Origin of the sequence: Salinicola acroporae (genome assembly GCF_003206615.1) — a bacterium.
Lineage (GTDB): Bacteria > Pseudomonadota > Gammaproteobacteria > Pseudomonadales > Halomonadaceae > Salinicola > Salinicola acroporae.
In genome coordinates this window covers 549,068-563,800 of record NZ_PZJW01000006.1, presented here as the reverse complement: position 1 = coordinate 563,800, position 14,733 = coordinate 549,068, and the positions used below count along the sequence as shown (strand labels likewise).

Genomic DNA, 14,733 nt, shown 5'->3' with positions numbered 1-14,733 from the left:
GCTGGGGGAGGAAGTGATGAACGCATCCGTGCTGGTGACGGTGGAAGAGTTGCAGCGCAGTCTCGCCGGCGATCAACCGCCGCTGATATTCGATTGTCGGGTGTCCCGAGGCGGCGAGCGGATGCCAGCCCGTCGCTATCTTCCCGGCAGCCTCGTTCTGGATCTCGAACGAGACCTTTCGGCGCCGCCGGGCGAGGGTGGTCGCCATCCGTTGCCCTCACCCGATACGTTCACCGCCACGCTCCAAGCCATGGGCGTCACTCCCGAACGACCGATCGTGGTTTACGACGACAGTGGAGGACAGCTGGCGGCAGCACGGGCGTGGTGGATGATCGCTCGCTGGGCGGGCCATCCTGCCGTCCGTGTCCTTGACGGGGGTATCAACGCTTGGGCGCTGGCGGCAGGGGAGCTCGTGGAGACTCACGTTGAATCGGGAGGGCGGAGCCAGTGGCGCCCCGCGTTCGATGATCAGGCGCTGATCTCGGTGGGCGTGCTCTCGGAACGAGGCGGGCAACTGGTGGATGCCAGAGCCTTGTCCCGTTTCCGTGGCGTCGAGGAACCCCTCGATCCCGTCGCGGGCCATATTCCGGGGGCGACATGTCGGCCCTGTAGCGACAATCTCGATGGGAACGGTCATTTCAAATCGCCACGGCGGCTGGCGGAGGAGTTGCCCCGGGCCGAAACGCTGACGGCCTACTGCGGCTCCGGCGTGACCGCCTGCCACAACATCCTGGCCTACGCCGTTGCCGGATTGCCGCTGCCGCGGCTCTACGTGGGTTCCTGGAGCGAGTGGATTCGCGACCCTGCCAGGCCGGTCGCGACCGGCGACTAGGCCCGGCTTCGCCCAGCGCCGCGTTCCCGGTGGTAAGCTCGAAGCGGGAACCAAAAACCGCCCCAGGCATTGGCTTGGGGCGGTCTGCTTTATGCTGCCTTCGAGCTTCGAGCTTCGAGCTTCGAGCTTCGAGCTTCGAGCTTCGAGCTTCGAGCTTCGAGCTTACATGTTGGGGTAGTTGGGGCCGCCCCCGCCCTCCGGCGCCACCCAGGTGATGTTCTGGGATGGATCCTTGATATCGCAGGTCTTGCAGTGGATGCAGTTCTGGAAATTGATCCGGAACCGGGGCTCGCCCGCTTCCTCGACCACCTCGTAGACGCCTACCGGGCAGTAGCGCTGGGCGGGTTCGGCGTAGGTCGGCAGGTTTTTCTCGATCGGGATATCGGGGTCGCTCAGCCTGAGGTGGCAGGGCTGGTTCTCGTCGTGGTTGGTGTTCGACAGGAACACCGATGAGGGCTTGTCGAACGACAGCTTGCCGTCCGGTTTGGGGTAGTCGATCGGCGACGACTCCGCCGCGGTCTGCAGCCGGTGGTCCGGGGTGGTGTCGTGCTGCGTGGGCAATTTGCCGCCAAGCAGCTGATCGACGAAATTGAAAGCGCCGCCGCCCACGGTACCGAACTTGTGAATGGCCGGGCCGAAGCTGCGGCTGGCTTCGAGCTCCCGCCACGCCCAGCTCGATTCCCAGGCCGAGGTGAAATCGGTGAGCTCCTTGCCGCCCTCGTCGCCGGCGGCGAGGGTGGCAAACACGGTTTCCGCCGCGACCAGCCCCGACTTCATCGCGGTATGGATACCCTTGATCTTGGCGAAGTTGAGCGTGCCGGCATCGCAGCCCAGCAGCAGGGCGCCCGGCATGGTCATCCTGGGCAGACAGTTGGCGCCCCCCTTGGTGATGGCACGGGCGCCGTAGGCCACGCGCTTTCCGCCGGTCAAATGACGCGCCAGCAGGGGGTGGTGCTTCATGCGCTGGAATTCGTCAAAGGGCGAGAGATACGGGTTGCGGTAGGCCAGGTCGACGATCAGCCCGAGCATGACTTGCTGGTCGTCGCCGTGGTACAGAAACCAGCCGCCGTGACTGTCGCCGCCATGGTTCTTGTCATCCAGGGGCCAGCCGGATCCGTGCAGCACCAGGCCTGGTTCGTGCTGAGCGGCGGGCACGTCCCACAGCTCCTTGAAGCCGATGGCGTAGTGCTGGGGGTCGCGATCGGCATCGAGACCGAAGTGCTCGATCAACTGCTTGCCGATATGGCCGCGGGCCCCCTCGCAGAACAGCGTGTACTTGGCGCGAAGTTCCATGCCTGGCATGTAATTGGCCGTTTCGCTGCCGTCGGCGGCGACCCCCATGTCGCCGGTGATGATGCCGCGAACGATGCCTTCCTCGTCGATGATCGGCTGCTGCGCGGCGAAGCCGGGGAAGATCTCGACGCCCAGTCCCTCGGCCTGCTCGGCCAGCCAGCGGCAGAGGTTGCCGGCACTGATGACATAGTTCTTCGTGGCGGGGCCGTCGCCGCCAGGACCGGTGTTGTGCATCGACTTCGGCACCACGGCGTTGGGCAACTTCTGCGCCTTGCCGGCGTCCTTCAGCAGATAGAGCTCATCGCGTAGTACCGGCGTATTGAGCGGCGCGCCGCGCTCTGCCCAGTCGGGAAAGAGTTCCGTCAGGGCCCGCGGCTCGAACACCGCGCCGGAGAGAATATGCGCACCGACCTCCGATCCTTTCTCGACCACGCACACCGACAGTTCCCGTCCGGCATCATTCGCCTGCTGCATCAGGCGACACGCAGCCGACAATCCGCTGGGGCCTGCACCGACGATGACTACATCGAAATCCATGGATTCACGTTCCAAACCCGATCTCCTCGCTTGCTGACAGGGCGCATGTCGCGCTGCCTGTCCGGTCCGTTCGTCGACGGCGTTGGACCGTCGTTTGTTATGGCTCTACGTTAGCCAGAGGGTTGTCGTTATGCCAACCGGCGCTGGCCTTATGCGAAGGTGCTGCTTCGGCACGGTGCCGTCGATGCGCTATCATCGCATTTTTCGCCCATTGCTGTCCCCGTGGTGCACCACCCTGGGGCGCGAAGGGCATCGAGTTGACCCCGGCCGGCGTCGGCGTGATTCTGTCTCAGCCGACGTTCTGTTATCCGGCATCAAGCCACGATCAGGGCCGCCAATCGTCGATGTCGGCCGACGCTGCCGGGTCGGTCTGTCAATAGCCAGCGAGGACACCCATGAAAGTACTCGTCGCGGTCAAACGCGTCATCGATTACAACGTCAAGATCCGGGTCAAGCCGGATCACTCCGATGTCGATCTGACCAACGTCAAGATGGCCATGAACCCGTTCTGCGAGATCGCGGTGGAAGAGGCCGTTCGACTCAAGGAGAAAGGCGTCGCCACCGAGATCGTCGCCGTCACGGTCGGCCCCAAGGCTGCGCAGGAACAACTGCGTACCGCGCTGGCGCTGGGTGCGGATCGCGCTATTCACGTCGAAACCGAAGAGCGCGTGGAGTCGCTGGCGGTAGCCAAGTTGCTCAAGGGCGTCGTCGACGAAGAGCAGCCGGGCCTGGTCATTCTCGGCAAGCAGGCGATCGACACCGACAACAACCAGACCGGCCAGATGCTGGCGGCATTGGCCAATATGGGACAGGGCACCTTTGCCTCCGAAGTCGCTTTCGGCGACGGGGTCGAGGAGGGTGAGGTTCGCGTCACCCGCGAGATCGACGGTGGCCTGCAGACCGTCGCGCTCAAGTTGCCGGCCGTGGTCACCACCGACCTGCGCCTGAACGAGCCGCGCTACGCCAAGCTGCCGGACATCATGAAAGCCAAGAAGAAGCCGCTCGACACCCGCACGCCGGAGGCGCTCGGCGTGTCCGTCGCCAGTGGGTTGTCGCTGCTCAAGGTCGAAACGCCGGCCGAGCGCAAGGGCGGTATCAAGCTGGGCTCCGTGGATGAGCTGATCGACAAACTCAAGAACGAAGCCAAAGTGCTTTGATAGGAGCGGATGGGATGAGCATTCTGGTTCTCGCCGAACACCACGACGGTCAGCTCGCTGCCGGTACCGCCCACGTCGTGGGCGCGGCCCTGGCGATCGGCGGCGATATCGATATTCTGGTAGCGGGTGACGATGTCGCCGGCGTTGCCGAGGCAGCCGCCAGGCTCGACGGCGTCTCATGCGTTCGCGTGGCGGACGCCCCGGCCTACGCCCACCAACTGGCCGAGCCGCTGGCGGAGTTGCTGGCCCAGCTCGCCGACGACTACAGCCACGTGCTGGCCGCGGCCTCCACCGAAGGCAAGAACGTGCTGCCGCGCGTCGCCGCGCTCAAGGACGTCTCCCAGATCTCCGAGATTCTGAGCGTCGAAAGCGCCGACACCTTCAAGCGGCCGATCTACGCCGGCAACGCCATCGCCACGGTACAGTCAAGCGATGCGTTCAAGGTGATCACGGTGCGCACTACGGCATTCGATCCGGTGGCCGATGGCGGTGGCGCCACCATCGAAGCCCTGGATATCGTGGTCTCCAGCGAGCTGTCGCGCTTTATCGGCGAGGAGCTGGCCCAGAATGAACGTCCGGAGTTGGGCGGGGCGCGTGTCGTCATTTCCGGCGGTCGCGGGATGGGCAACGGCGACAACTTCAAGCTCCTCGATGGCATTGCCGACAAGCTGGGTGCGGCGATAGGTGCCTCCCGCGCCGCCGTCGATGCCGGCTTCGTGCCCAACGACATGCAGGTCGGGCAGACTGGCAAGATCGTTGCCCCCGATCTCTATATCGCCGTGGGGATCAGCGGTGCGATCCAGCATCTGGCCGGGATGAAGGACTCCAAGGTGATCGTGGCCATCAACAAGGATGACGAGGCGCCCATTTTCCAGGTGGCGGACTATGGCCTGGTCGGCGACCTGTTCGAGATCCTGCCTGAGCTGGAGCAGAAGCTCTAGCCGATCCGCGTCTCGACCCGAGCCGGCGCCCCAGGGCGCCGGCTTTTCCCTGTCGGCATGACGGCGGCCAGTACATTGCCGGAGTGCACCACGCGTCTCTGCCGCTCGTTTATCGAGCGCTTTTATCAAAGGCCAAGGCGAGCTCGACAGCTGCGCGCCGTGACAGGGCGCGGCGGCAGGGTGCCATGCGAGATTGGGCGCCAGGGCGGGCCGTTAGGGGGATGGCTTGGCATCCGCCGGCAGCAGTTCTCTTGCCATCTCCATAGCTTGCTCACGTGAAGCCGCCAGCAACAGCGGGTAGCCCCAGAACTTGGGGAAAACGGCTGCAAAGGGTTTGAAACCAAGACGCTTCGCCGAGCTGGGCTCGATCAGAATCATGGCCAGCACCAGCCTTCGCAATTCAGCCTTGTGTTTTTTCATCCAGAGCGCGGTGCGTTTCTTCTCTTCCGGGGAGTGTTCATGGTCCTCCGCCGGTACGCTATCGCTCAATAGCACGAAGGGTTCCCCGCGCTTCAGGTTGGCCTCGAATTCGGCGAAGTCCTTGTGGTGATCATGCCCGGGCTCCTGAGTGAAACGCATCCAGACCAGAGGGAAGGCAGAACTATCCATTGACATGGCTGGCTCCTTGGCTTTTGAGGCCCCGCCAGGTGGTCGCGATGGCGAACACGCCTGGCAAGGTGATGAAGAAAACGGCTGAGAAGGCAATGTGCCAACCGTCGCGCAACCCATCGGAGATTCCGCCGAGGGTATTCAGAACGACCATCAGACTACCGAGCAACAGGGTGCTCCACTGCGCCCTGCGGGTTCCGGTCAGTGCGAGCAGGACCGTGACGATCCAAGCCCCGTAGAAGGCGGAAAACACCCACAGTACGTCGGGTGCGAAGGTGATTGCCGGTGTCGCTCCCTGCGCTCTCACCCAGTCGTTGACGTAGAAGAACAACTGAAAAGTCACAAAGAGCACGACACCCACGGCTGTAGTCACCCAGTACAGGGCAATCTTGTTCGGGTTGTTCGTGACCAGCGCTTGGCCGGGATGTAGCGTGGACTGAATAGACATAGGTGCTTTCTCGATAATCGATGGTTGTCTGCCTGCGGATATCCCACGGCTGAAGCGCTCGCCAGCGGACCGATCAATAGCGGTAGTCCAGCGTCACCATCAGGTTGCGTGGCGCGCCATAACCCACGGTGTCGAAATCGCCTTTCTGTAGCGCGTACTTCTTGTCGAATAGGTTATTGACGTTGAGGGCCACGCTGGTCTGCTGGGTGATGGCGTAACGTCCCATCAGTGATACCAATGCGTAGGAACCCTGTTCCCCGCCCAATGAGCTAGTACCGGTATTGGGCGCCTGGTAGAAACGGCTTTGCCATTTGACGCCGCCGCCGAGCGTCAACGGGTTCCACGCGCCGGGCAACTGGTAGGTGGTGAAAAGCTGTGCCGTGGTGCGCGGTATCTGCGAATTCAAGCGTTCGCCATCGGCACTTTGCGCCGTGAAGTGGGCTATACCGGCGTAGAGGTTCCAGCCAGGCACCAGCTCGCCCTGCAAGTCCAGTTCGACCCCACGCGATTTTGTTCCATCCGAGCCTTGGTAGGCTTGGGCGCCGCCTGGCGTGTAGGTGCCGGCGACGATCTGCGCAGCGTTGTCCAGCTCAGTCTCGAACAAGGCGACCGACGCATTCAGACGCTTGTCGAGATACTCGCCTTTCAGGCCGATTTCCTTGGTTTTCCCCTTGGCCGGCGTAAGTACGTTGCCGTTGCTGTCTCGATAGTCGGTTTGCGGATTGAATATCCTCGTGTAGCTCACGTAGGCCGAATAGGTCTCGTCGATGTCGTAGATCAAGCCAGCATACGGTGTGAATTCTCCACTCTTCTTGTAGTGCACCGACGAGTTACCGACGGCGTCGTCGATTTCGTAACTGCTGAAGCGGCCACCGACAATGAGTTTCAGAGGATCGGCCAGTGAAAACCGGGCTGCGCTGTAGACACCGGTCTGCTTGATTCGGGTGCGGGTCGGTATCCGCGCCATGGCATCGAAGTCAGGGCGGGGAAGGGCAGGGCAGCTCATAGACATTAACCGGCGCAATACCGGCGTAGAACGGCGCGATATCCTCTTGGCTAGCGGTGCGGCGCGAACTCGTCGCTCCCGCCACCAACTCATGCTGGCGGCCGAGTAGCTCGAAAGGGCCGCTCGCCATCATGTCGAAGGTGTTTTGACGGCTGTGACCTTCAGACGCCAGCGCTACCGGATAAGCCCCGGAGGGATAGAAGCCCAGTCCCGTGTCGCGATCGGGACGACCGACCAGGCCGGCCAGTTCGGCATCGTATTCTGTGCGGTACTGGTTAGCGATAACACGGAGTTTCCAATCGTTGTCAAAGCGGTGCTCGATCCCGGCAAACGCCGTCTTGTGGGTGTTGTCCCAATGGCTCCAGTCCTGTGCGTAATTCTTGGAGCGTGAATACTCCGCCTGCGTACCGTCGCTGAACCAGAGTGGCAACCCTCCCCAGGTAGAGCCTTTTGGCGTGACCTCCTGATGGTCATAGCCCAGGCTCAGCGTCGTGTCCGGGGTCAGATCTGCCTCGATGATGCCGTAGAACGACTCCCTCTCCGGTTTGTAGCCGTCGAGGTACGAGTGCCCATCTTGGTACGTCCCTACGAGGCGCGCGCGGATGCGGCCGTCCTCGGTCAACGGTGTCGAGATGTCGCCCATTCCCCGGTAGGTGTCCCAACTCCCGGCACCAAGCGAGGCGGCCGCAGAGAAGTCACGGGTGGGTCGTTTGCGCACCAAGTTGATGGCGGCAGAGGGATTGCCGGTGCCCGTCAGCAAGCCGGAAGCGCCGCGCACGACCTCGACACGATCATAGAATGCGGTATCGAGAGATCCGATGCCGCTTCCATTGACGATGTCGCCGACCACCGTGGGGATGCCATCGTACTGAATGTTGTTGATCAGGAATCCACGCGAATAGAAACTCGTTCGCTCGCTGTCGGACTGGTACGACGACACGCCCGTGGCGTTCTCCAGCACGTCCTGCACCGAATTCAATTGCTGGTCGTCCATGCGTTGGCGTGTGATCACCGTCACTGCCTGCGGTGTTTGCTGCAGCGACAGTGGCAGATGCGTTGCCGCCGCCGTTTCACCAGTGGTGTAGGAGCCAGTGCCCTCGGTGGTCGCCATATCCCTGCGCTGGGTAATGGTGATGGCCGGCAAGGCCACCACCGCTTGAGACGTTTTCCCTGTCTTGGGCTGGGTCTGTCCTGGCTCGGCGGCAAAGGCACCCTGCGCGCTGATGAGAGCTGCCGCCGCCACTGCCGAGCCCAGCATGGTGCGGGGCATGCGCCAGATGACGCCCTTGTACGGCCACGTTGGATGGGAAGGGATCGTGGGCGCCAAGCGCCTATGGTTTGGCCAACGGTATGGTGCAGTAGTTGTTAACGATGGCATCAATAAGTCCCATTTGCATTTAGATGCCGTATTTAACAATGGAAACCCACAGGACTCATGGCGAAACTAGGCCAGATTGTTATTCAGTTAGGCCAAGCCCAATGATGTTTTAACAACATGGCCGTAATGAAAAATAGGCTGGCTGAGTGTCGTAATTCAGTATCAGGGGGGAATGGCGTTGGGCAGCACGACGCCGGGCGTGGCATTGAGCGTTGCGCCATTCATGCGATCCGAGAGGTAGCGCGCTGGCGGCTTGCCCACCGCCTTGCGGAACATGGTGACGAAGCCGCTGGCATTTTCATACCCCAGTTCCATCGCCACACTTTGTACGCTTTCACCCCTGGTCAAACGTTGAAGCGCAAGAATCACATGGAACTGCCGACGCCATCGCCCGAAGCTCAGGCCTGTGTCATGCAGCAAGAGACGGCTCATGCTTCGCTCGCTCATGCCAATACGCGTTGCCCAATCCGCCTTGGTGGCTTTGCCTGTAGGGTCGGCCAGCATCATTTCCGTGAGGCGGCGCAATCTGGGGTCCCGCGGCATGGGCAGATGCAGGTCTTCCACCGGTGCCGCCACCAGCTCATCGAGCAGTGCGGCAATCAGCCGCTCTTCCCGCCCGCCCGGCGCGTACAGATCAGAAAAACAGGCCGCTCTCAGTAGCAATTCGCGCAGTAATGGCGATACGGAAATCGTGCAACAGGTTCTTGGCAGGTCCGGTGCGGCGTCAGGCTAGACGAACAGGCAGTAGCACTCCGTCTCTCCTGCCCCGCGCGCCGAATGGGGCAAGTCTCCGGGGATCCAGATGGCGCACTGCGGCGGCACTATCCAGATGCCGCCTTCGATTTCGCAGTTGAGGATGCCGCGCGCGGAGTAAACGAGCTGCGCCTTGCGGTGCTGATGCCTCGCATTTTCCCAGTCCGCTGATACCGACTCGGCACTCAAGGCCACAACGGCTGGCGAGAGGCTGTCGACATCCCACGGTACGCTGAGGTCATTGATGGTCACGCTCGACATGATGGATAGAGCCTTGGATGGCAGATGAGGCGTTGGCCTGGCTGAAAAGTATCATGAGCAACTTGTGCAATGACGTCCAGCCATGGCGCAGGCCGGGGGCGATTGACCATGCAGGCCCTCTGGCGCTCTGGGCCGGGCTCCTCCTGATCGGAAGAAGCACCCTTTATGCCGGCCTCGTGTCCGGCGTGCGCAAGTCCCATGGACTTACGGGCCAAGTGTGCGAGACGCGGACGGCATGACCTGATCTTATTGATAATTGTTCTTGTTTGTATTAGCGTGTCGCGTCGAATTCAATCTCGTCATTCCGCCGACCCGGCGGCGCTCTTCACCGCCTCGTCGTTACGGCCTATCCGCAAGGAGATAGCGTGGTGCTTCATTTCCCGCGAACAAGAGGTGGGTATGCATTGGCCCTCTGCCTCGCTGCCATCAGCGTGAGTGCGTCCAGCCCGATACTTGCCCAGGACTCGTTGAGCCAGGCCAGCATCCAGGCGCAGCAGACCCAGGCCGAGCTCCAGCAGCGCATCGACGCCGCCGACGACGCCACCCGCGAGGCGTTAAAGCGCTTGCGCCAGGCCGATCAGCAGGCCGATCGACTGGAGAGCTACAACGCCGAACTGGCGCCGATCGTCGATAACCAGGCCAAGCGGATCGATGCCGAAAAGCAGGCGCTCGCACAGATATCCGTGACCCGCGAGGCGTTGCCGGGCGAGATGCGCCAGATGGTCGGGCAACTGCGGACGATGATCGAGGCGGACATGCCGTTCCTGCGTGCCGAGCGACTGGCCCGCGTCGACGATCTGGAGCAGATGCTGTCTCGCGATGACGCCTCCCAGGCCGACAAGCTGCAGCGTATCTTTTCCGCCTGGCGTGCCGAACTGGCCTACGGGCGAGAGATGGATCAATGGAGTGGACCGCTCGAGGGCGCGCAATCCGAGGCCGCCGGCCAGGCCAGCCAGATGGCGAGGGAGGTCGACTACCTGCGCGTCGGCCGCACCGGCTGGTACTACGTCACCCCGGACGATCGCGCCGGTGGGGTCTGGAGCGTTGCCGACGGTAACTGGGAAGCGCTGAACGGCGACCAGATCAACGAGGTCCGCCGCGGCATTCGGATCGCTCAGGATCAGAGCGCGCCTGCGCTGCTCCAGCTGCCAGCCTCGCTGGTGGTCGGTGCGGGGCGATCAGCGACGGAGGGCCAGTCATGAGGCGTCATTCATGGTGGTTGGTGCTACCCATCGCGGCGATCACGCTGCTGCCCGGTGCCGTCAGTGCCCAATCCGGTGCCACGGCAGGCAACGCGGCGACAAGTGATACCGCGGCCTCGATGCAGCAGGTGCTCGACAGGTTCCGCGCCGATAGCCAAGCCGCCGAACAGCGTGACAGCCAGCGGCTGGAGAAGCTGCTGGACGATCGCCAGGCGTTGCAGCAGGCGGTCACCGATGCCGAGCAACGCCTCCAGCAAGCGCAGGCCCGACGGGACGAGCTGGAGACGCGTCAGTCGGACCAGCAGCAGCAGTTGGCCGACCTGCGCCAGCAGCGCGCCCAGGACGCCGGGGATATCGGCGATATCTCCGGCATCGTCAAGCAGCAGACCAGCGAGCTTCGGGATACCCTTGCCGAGAGCTGGCTGACGGTCGGCGGCGATGCGGCGCTGCCGCCGCGTCTCGACGATCGCGACCTCGTCGATCTGCAGGCTTTCGAACGCGTACGTCGGGATCTGGCGGGTCTGGTCGCGGAGAGCGGGCGCGGGGTGCGGTTCCAGGCGCCCGTCGCGGGTCAGGATGGCGACGTGAGCCAGCGCGAAGTGGTGCGGCTGGGCGATACCGTCGCCTTCAGCGACGGCGATCTGCTGCAGCGCGTGGGCGACGATGGCCGTCTCGCCGTGTTCGCGGCGACGCCGGGCAACGCGCGTCAAGCGTTGCAGGCGTTCCAGCAGGGCGATGGCAATCAGATCGTGATCGACCCCACCGACGGTGACGTGCTCGATGCGCTATCTCAGCAGCCCCCACTGTGGCAGCGCTTCCAGCAGGGTGGCTACGTTGGCTACGTGATCGTGGCGTTGGGTCTTATCGGGCTGCTGGTGGCACTGGTCCAGTACACCTATCTGCTTCGGGTCAGCGCGAGAATGCGCCGCCAGATGCAGACCCCGGACACGCTCCATGACGACAACCCGTTGGGCCGGGTGCTCGGACGCTTCGCCGCTTTGGGTCGCGATCATGCTCCGGAAGCGCTGGAGGCTCGTCTCGATGAGGCCATGCTGGCGGAACAGCCCCGGCTGGAGCGAGGGCAGCCGATCGTCAAGCTGATCGCCGCGGTGGCGCCGCTGCTGGGGCTGCTGGGTACGGTTACCGGAATGATCGTGACGTTCCAGTCGATTACGGTGTTCGGCACCGGCGACCCCCAACTGATGGCGGGTGGCATCAGCCAGGCCCTGGTGACGACGGTGCTGGGGCTGATCACGGCCGTTCCCCTGCTGTTCGTCAATACGGCACTGAACAGCCGTAGCCGACGCTTGATCGGCCTGCTGGAAGGCCGCGCCAGCGCCGTGCTCGCCGAGCATCTCGAAGCCGAGACGGCTGCCGCTGCCCACGCCGAGGAGCGTCGCCATGGTGCTCACGCTTGAGCCTATCCGCTGGCTGATCGGCGTCGGCGGTGAGGTGCTGGTGGTGATCATGCTGGTGGCCATGGCGCTGTTCGCGATGTCGCTGGAGCGGCTGTTCTATTGGCGATTCACCCATCGCCGGGCACGACGGGTGTTGATCGAGGCCTGGATTCGGCGTCGCGATCACTCGAGCTGGAGTGCGCTGACACTGCGCGAGGTGTGGACGCGTGAACTGATCGCCCGGCTGCGCCTGCCGGTGCCTTGGCTCAAGCTGCTCATTGCGATCTGCCCCTTGCTCGGATTGCTGGGGACGGTGACCGGGATGATTCAGGTGTTTGACAGTCTGGCACTGACCGAGAGCAGCCAGGCGCGGGCGATGGCCGATGGCGTCGCCCAGGCCACGTTGCCGACGCTGTGCGGAATGGCGGTCGCTGTGGTCGGTCTGCTGTTCGTCACCCGTCTGGAACAGATCATTCGACGCGAGGACCAGCGGCTGCACGACCGCATGGCCCGCGCCGTGGAGGACTCTCATGCGTAGGCGCCGCTTGCGGGAAGCGAGTGACGATTCGACCGGCATCGATCTGACGCCGATGCTGGACGTCGTCTTCATCATGCTGATCTTCTTCATCGTCACCACCAGCTTCATCAAGGAGAGTGGGGTCGAGATCCAGCGCCCCGAGTCCAGCGAAGCGACGGCGCGCCAGGACACCCAGGTGCTGGTCGCGATCACCGGTGAAGGTGCGGTGTGGGTCGACGGCGAGGCCGTGGATGCCCATCGCGTCGGTGCACGCGTGGCCCAACTGGTCTCCGGCGATGGCAGCGTGGTGGTGCAGGCCGACAAGAACTCGACCACCGGTCTGCTGATCCAGGTGATGGATCGGATTCACCAGGCCGGGGTCGACAACGTTGCCGTGGCCGCCAATCGGGACGCCGGCTGATGCGCAGACTGGCCGGTCTGGCGGGCGGTGCGCTGCTGGCGCTGCTGCTGTTCTATCTGTTGGCGCTGCTGGTGGCGCCGCCGGCGCCGGATCGCACCCAGATCGTCACGCCCACGGCGATCTCTATGGTCGATGCGCCGCAGCAGGACCCGGCGCAGCCGACGCCGACATCCCCCTCGTTACCGCCGCCCAGCGCGCCACCGCCGCCGCCGGCGGCAGCGCCGCCACCGGCAGTGGAAGCACCCAGCCCGGTGGAGATTCCCGAGCCACAGATGCCGCCGATGCAGACGCCGGACGTCACGCTGGACGAGACGCTGCCCGAGCTGAGCGAAGCACGCCCCGAACCGGAACCTCGCCCCGAGCCGGAGGCCCGGCCGACGCAGGAAACGGTTGCTGAAACCGCGCCGCAGCCGGAAGCCACGCCCGAAGCGACGAATGGGCCGCCGCAGCCGAGTCCGGCGCCGCAGCAACCGCCCCGAGGCACCCAGGCTTCGCCACGTGACGTCGGCCAGCTGCAGCCGACCAGTCGGGTCAATCCGACCTACCCGATGCGGGCGCGTCGTCGCGGCATGGAAGGCTATGTCGAGGTCAGCTTCATCATTCAACCGGATGGGCGTGTCGATACCGGCAGCTTGCGGGTGATCGATGCCGACCCCGCCAATGTCTTCGATCGTGCGGTGGAAGAGGCCGTATCGCAGTGGCGGTTCCCGCCGGCCGACGACGTACGGCGCGCCACCCAGCGTATCCAGTTCCAGTTGGAGGGCTGATGATGAGTTCGACGACGGTGCGGCGGCTGGGCAAGCCTTGCCTGGCGCTGGTGGCAGCGGGCCTGATCGGCTTCGGCGGCGTTCCGCTGGCGCAGGCGGAGGGACCGGCGCTGCGTCCGGACATGGTGCGAACGCTGCAGTCCATGCAATCTCAGCTCGAGGCCGGCGACGATGCGGCAGTGGCCGCGCGTGCCGCGGCATCCGCCTCGCGGCTTGAGGGCGGTAACGCTGCCGACCGCTGGGCGCGGGCGCTGTTCCTGCAATTGGCTGCCACGGCCAATGCCCGTGGTCACCAGGACGCCCGGGCGGCGGACCAATTTGCCGAAGCGCGGCGGATCGACGGCGTCCCCGCCGCTCGCCGGCTCGCCTGGCTGCAGCAGGAAGCGCGTCTCCGGCTCCGCGCCGGCCAGACACGGCAGGGCGCGGACCTGCTGACCGCCTGGGTCGAGCGCAGTGGTGGTGACGATGCCTCGCGCTGGCTGCTGGTCCAGGCGCGGGCGTCGCTCGATGACTGGAGCGCGGCCAGCCAGTCTCTCGATCGCCTGCGAGAATCCGGAACCCAGGGCTGGAGTTCGTCGCAGCGTCAGTTGGCGAGCACGGTCTATCAGCGGAGTGGGCGTTTCGACGATGCTCTGGCGCTACTGGGCGATGACCAGGATTCGCCGGATGTCTGGCGTCGCGCCGCGAGTCTGGCCCAGCAAGCCGGCGATAGCGGTCGGGCCGCGGCGATCTGGGAGAGCGGCTGGCGACGTGGCGTGCTGGTCTCGAAAGAGGATCTGCGGCAACTGGCCAAGCTGCATATCGCCGGTGGTACGCCGGCTCGCGCCGCCGAGCACCTCGCGCAGTGGCTGGGTGACGGTCGGCTGGACACCAGTGCCGACAACCTGAAGCTTCTGGCGCAGGCCTGGACGGCAGCTCGTAACCACGACGAGGCCCTGTCGGCCTGGCGAGCGCTGGCGGAGCGGACCGGTCGCGGGCAGGATTGGCAACAGCTGGCGGAGATCGCCTACGGCTGGGGCGAGTGGCAGAAGACGCTGGATGCGCTCTCCAGCCTGCGCCAGGCGGGTGGCGAGGTATCGGGGCGCGACTGGCTGCTACAGGGAATCGCGGCCGCCCAGCTCGATCGGCGTGACCTGGCCCGAGAAGCCTTCCGTCAGGCCAAGGCCGCCGGCGTGACGCAGGCGCAGCAGTGGCTGGATTCCCTGGGCTGAAAG

16 protein-coding genes are annotated in these 14,733 nt (G+C 64.3%); 9 read left to right on the top strand and 7 right to left on the bottom strand.

Annotated elements, in window-relative coordinates; genetic code table 11:
* The first annotated feature begins 16 nt into the window (after positions 1-16).
* A complete protein-coding gene (locus DOM54_RS11970) occupies positions 17-832 on the top strand; it encodes a sulfurtransferase (protein ID WP_110716518.1) in 816 nt (271 codons plus the stop codon).
* Positions 833-994: 162 nt separating this feature from the next.
* Here DOM54_RS11970 and DOM54_RS11965 read toward each other — a convergent pair whose 3' ends face one another.
* Entirely contained in the window at positions 995-2,662 is a 1,668-nt protein-coding gene (locus DOM54_RS11965; RefSeq protein WP_110716682.1) for an electron transfer flavoprotein-ubiquinone oxidoreductase, read from the bottom strand.
* A gap of 395 nt (positions 2,663-3,057) precedes the next feature.
* Between DOM54_RS11965 and DOM54_RS11960 the strand changes: the two genes are divergently transcribed.
* Positions 3,058-3,819, top strand: coding sequence for an electron transfer flavoprotein subunit beta/FixA family protein (locus tag DOM54_RS11960; protein WP_110716517.1), 762 nt, complete (start codon positions 3,058-3,060; stop codon positions 3,817-3,819).
* Between the two features lie 14 nt (positions 3,820-3,833).
* Entirely contained in the window at positions 3,834-4,760 is a 927-nt protein-coding gene (locus DOM54_RS11955) for an electron transfer flavoprotein subunit alpha/FixB family protein (protein ID WP_110716516.1), read from the top strand.
* A 213-nt stretch (positions 4,761-4,973) separates the two neighbouring features.
* Here DOM54_RS11955 and DOM54_RS11950 read toward each other — a convergent pair whose 3' ends face one another.
* The 6 genes from DOM54_RS11950 to DOM54_RS20420 form a co-directional block, all read right to left on the bottom strand.
* On the bottom strand, positions 4,974-5,375 hold the full coding sequence (locus tag DOM54_RS11950; RefSeq protein WP_110716515.1) for a hypothetical protein: 402 nt from the start codon (positions 5,373-5,375) through the stop codon (positions 4,974-4,976).
* Positions 5,362-5,817: a hypothetical protein gene (locus DOM54_RS11945; RefSeq protein ID WP_110716514.1), complete on the bottom strand. Its 456-nt coding sequence runs from the start codon at positions 5,815-5,817 to the stop codon at positions 5,362-5,364. Before DOM54_RS11945 ends, DOM54_RS11950 begins: the two co-directional genes overlap by 14 nt.
* A 73-nt stretch (positions 5,818-5,890) precedes the next feature.
* Positions 5,891-6,784: a TonB-dependent siderophore receptor gene (locus DOM54_RS20275; RefSeq protein ID WP_206019077.1), complete on the bottom strand. Its 894-nt coding sequence runs from the start codon at positions 6,782-6,784 to the stop codon at positions 5,891-5,893.
* A 10-nt stretch (positions 6,785-6,794) separates the two neighbouring features.
* A complete protein-coding gene (locus tag DOM54_RS20270) occupies positions 6,795-8,093 on the bottom strand; it encodes a TonB-dependent siderophore receptor (RefSeq protein ID WP_206019076.1) in 1,299 nt (432 codons plus the stop codon).
* 270 nt (positions 8,094-8,363) lie between these two features.
* A complete protein-coding gene (locus DOM54_RS20425) occupies positions 8,364-8,864 on the bottom strand; it encodes a helix-turn-helix domain-containing protein (RefSeq protein WP_240613876.1) in 501 nt (166 codons plus the stop codon).
* Positions 8,865-8,930: 66 nt separating this feature from the next.
* Positions 8,931-9,215, bottom strand: a complete 285-nt coding sequence (locus DOM54_RS20420) for an AraC family ligand binding domain-containing protein (protein WP_240613875.1) — start codon at positions 9,213-9,215, stop codon at positions 8,931-8,933.
* Positions 9,216-9,619: 404 nt separating this feature from the next.
* On the opposite strand from DOM54_RS20420, the gene DOM54_RS11925 reads away from it, so the two are divergent.
* From DOM54_RS11925 to DOM54_RS11900, 6 genes are read left to right on the top strand one after another with little or no spacing between them, the layout of a single operon-like run.
* Positions 9,620-10,417: a DUF3450 domain-containing protein gene (locus tag DOM54_RS11925; RefSeq protein WP_240613874.1), complete on the top strand. Its 798-nt coding sequence runs from the start codon at positions 9,620-9,622 to the stop codon at positions 10,415-10,417.
* Positions 10,414-11,835 carry a MotA/TolQ/ExbB proton channel family protein gene (locus tag DOM54_RS11920; protein ID WP_110716511.1) on the top strand — a complete coding sequence of 474 codons (1,422 nt, stop codon included), beginning with the start codon at positions 10,414-10,416 and terminating at the stop codon, positions 11,833-11,835. The genes DOM54_RS11925 and DOM54_RS11920 overlap by 4 nt, the downstream gene beginning before the upstream one ends.
* Positions 11,819-12,352 (top strand): MotA/TolQ/ExbB proton channel family protein, encoded by a 534-nt coding sequence (locus DOM54_RS11915; protein WP_110716510.1) that lies wholly within the window; start codon positions 11,819-11,821, stop codon positions 12,350-12,352. The genes DOM54_RS11920 and DOM54_RS11915 overlap by 17 nt, the downstream gene beginning before the upstream one ends.
* Positions 12,345-12,752 (top strand): ExbD/TolR family protein, encoded by a 408-nt coding sequence (locus DOM54_RS11910; RefSeq protein ID WP_110709296.1) that lies wholly within the window; start codon positions 12,345-12,347, stop codon positions 12,750-12,752. The genes DOM54_RS11915 and DOM54_RS11910 overlap by 8 nt, the downstream gene beginning before the upstream one ends.
* Complete coding sequence (locus DOM54_RS11905; protein ID WP_110716509.1) at positions 12,752-13,519, top strand: energy transducer TonB; 768 nt, start codon at positions 12,752-12,754, stop codon at positions 13,517-13,519. The genes DOM54_RS11910 and DOM54_RS11905 overlap by 1 nt, the downstream gene beginning before the upstream one ends.
* A complete protein-coding gene (locus DOM54_RS11900) occupies positions 13,519-14,730 on the top strand; it encodes a tetratricopeptide repeat protein (protein ID WP_110716508.1) in 1,212 nt (403 codons plus the stop codon). Before DOM54_RS11905 ends, DOM54_RS11900 begins: the two co-directional genes overlap by 1 nt.
* Positions 14,731-14,733 lie beyond the last annotated feature (3 nt).

What these genes read in the sequence shown, in the direction of transcription:
- DOM54_RS11915 (WP_110716510.1), top strand. Translation starts at nt 11,819, where the DNA reads ATGGTGCTCACGCTTGAGCCTATCCGCTGGCTGATCGGCGTCGGCGGT.
- DOM54_RS11945 (WP_110716514.1), bottom strand. Translation starts at nt 5,817, where the DNA reads ATGTCTATTCAGTCCACGCTACATCCCGGCCAAGCGCTGGTCACGAAC.
- DOM54_RS11920 (WP_110716511.1), top strand. Translation starts at nt 10,414, where the DNA reads ATGAGGCGTCATTCATGGTGGTTGGTGCTACCCATCGCGGCGATCACG.
- DOM54_RS11910 (WP_110709296.1), top strand. Translation starts at nt 12,345, where the DNA reads ATGCGTAGGCGCCGCTTGCGGGAAGCGAGTGACGATTCGACCGGCATC.
- DOM54_RS11950 (WP_110716515.1), bottom strand. Translation starts at nt 5,375, where the DNA reads ATGTCAATGGATAGTTCTGCCTTCCCTCTGGTCTGGATGCGTTTCACT.
- DOM54_RS20270 (WP_206019076.1), bottom strand. Translation starts at nt 8,093, where the DNA reads ATGCCCCGCACCATGCTGGGCTCGGCAGTGGCGGCGGCAGCTCTCATC.
- DOM54_RS20420 (WP_240613875.1), bottom strand. Translation starts at nt 9,215, where the DNA reads ATGTCGAGCGTGACCATCAATGACCTCAGCGTACCGTGGGATGTCGAC.
- DOM54_RS11900 (WP_110716508.1), top strand. Translation starts at nt 13,519, where the DNA reads ATGATGAGTTCGACGACGGTGCGGCGGCTGGGCAAGCCTTGCCTGGCG.
- DOM54_RS11955 (WP_110716516.1), top strand. Translation starts at nt 3,834, where the DNA reads ATGAGCATTCTGGTTCTCGCCGAACACCACGACGGTCAGCTCGCTGCC.
- DOM54_RS11905 (WP_110716509.1), top strand. Translation starts at nt 12,752, where the DNA reads ATGCGCAGACTGGCCGGTCTGGCGGGCGGTGCGCTGCTGGCGCTGCTG.
- DOM54_RS20275 (WP_206019077.1), bottom strand. Translation starts at nt 6,784, where the DNA reads ATGGCGCGGATACCGACCCGCACCCGAATCAAGCAGACCGGTGTCTAC.
- DOM54_RS11970 (WP_110716518.1), top strand. Translation starts at nt 17, where the DNA reads ATGAACGCATCCGTGCTGGTGACGGTGGAAGAGTTGCAGCGCAGTCTC.
- DOM54_RS11960 (WP_110716517.1), top strand. Translation starts at nt 3,058, where the DNA reads ATGAAAGTACTCGTCGCGGTCAAACGCGTCATCGATTACAACGTCAAG.
- DOM54_RS11965 (WP_110716682.1), bottom strand. Translation starts at nt 2,662, where the DNA reads ATGGATTTCGATGTAGTCATCGTCGGTGCAGGCCCCAGCGGATTGTCG.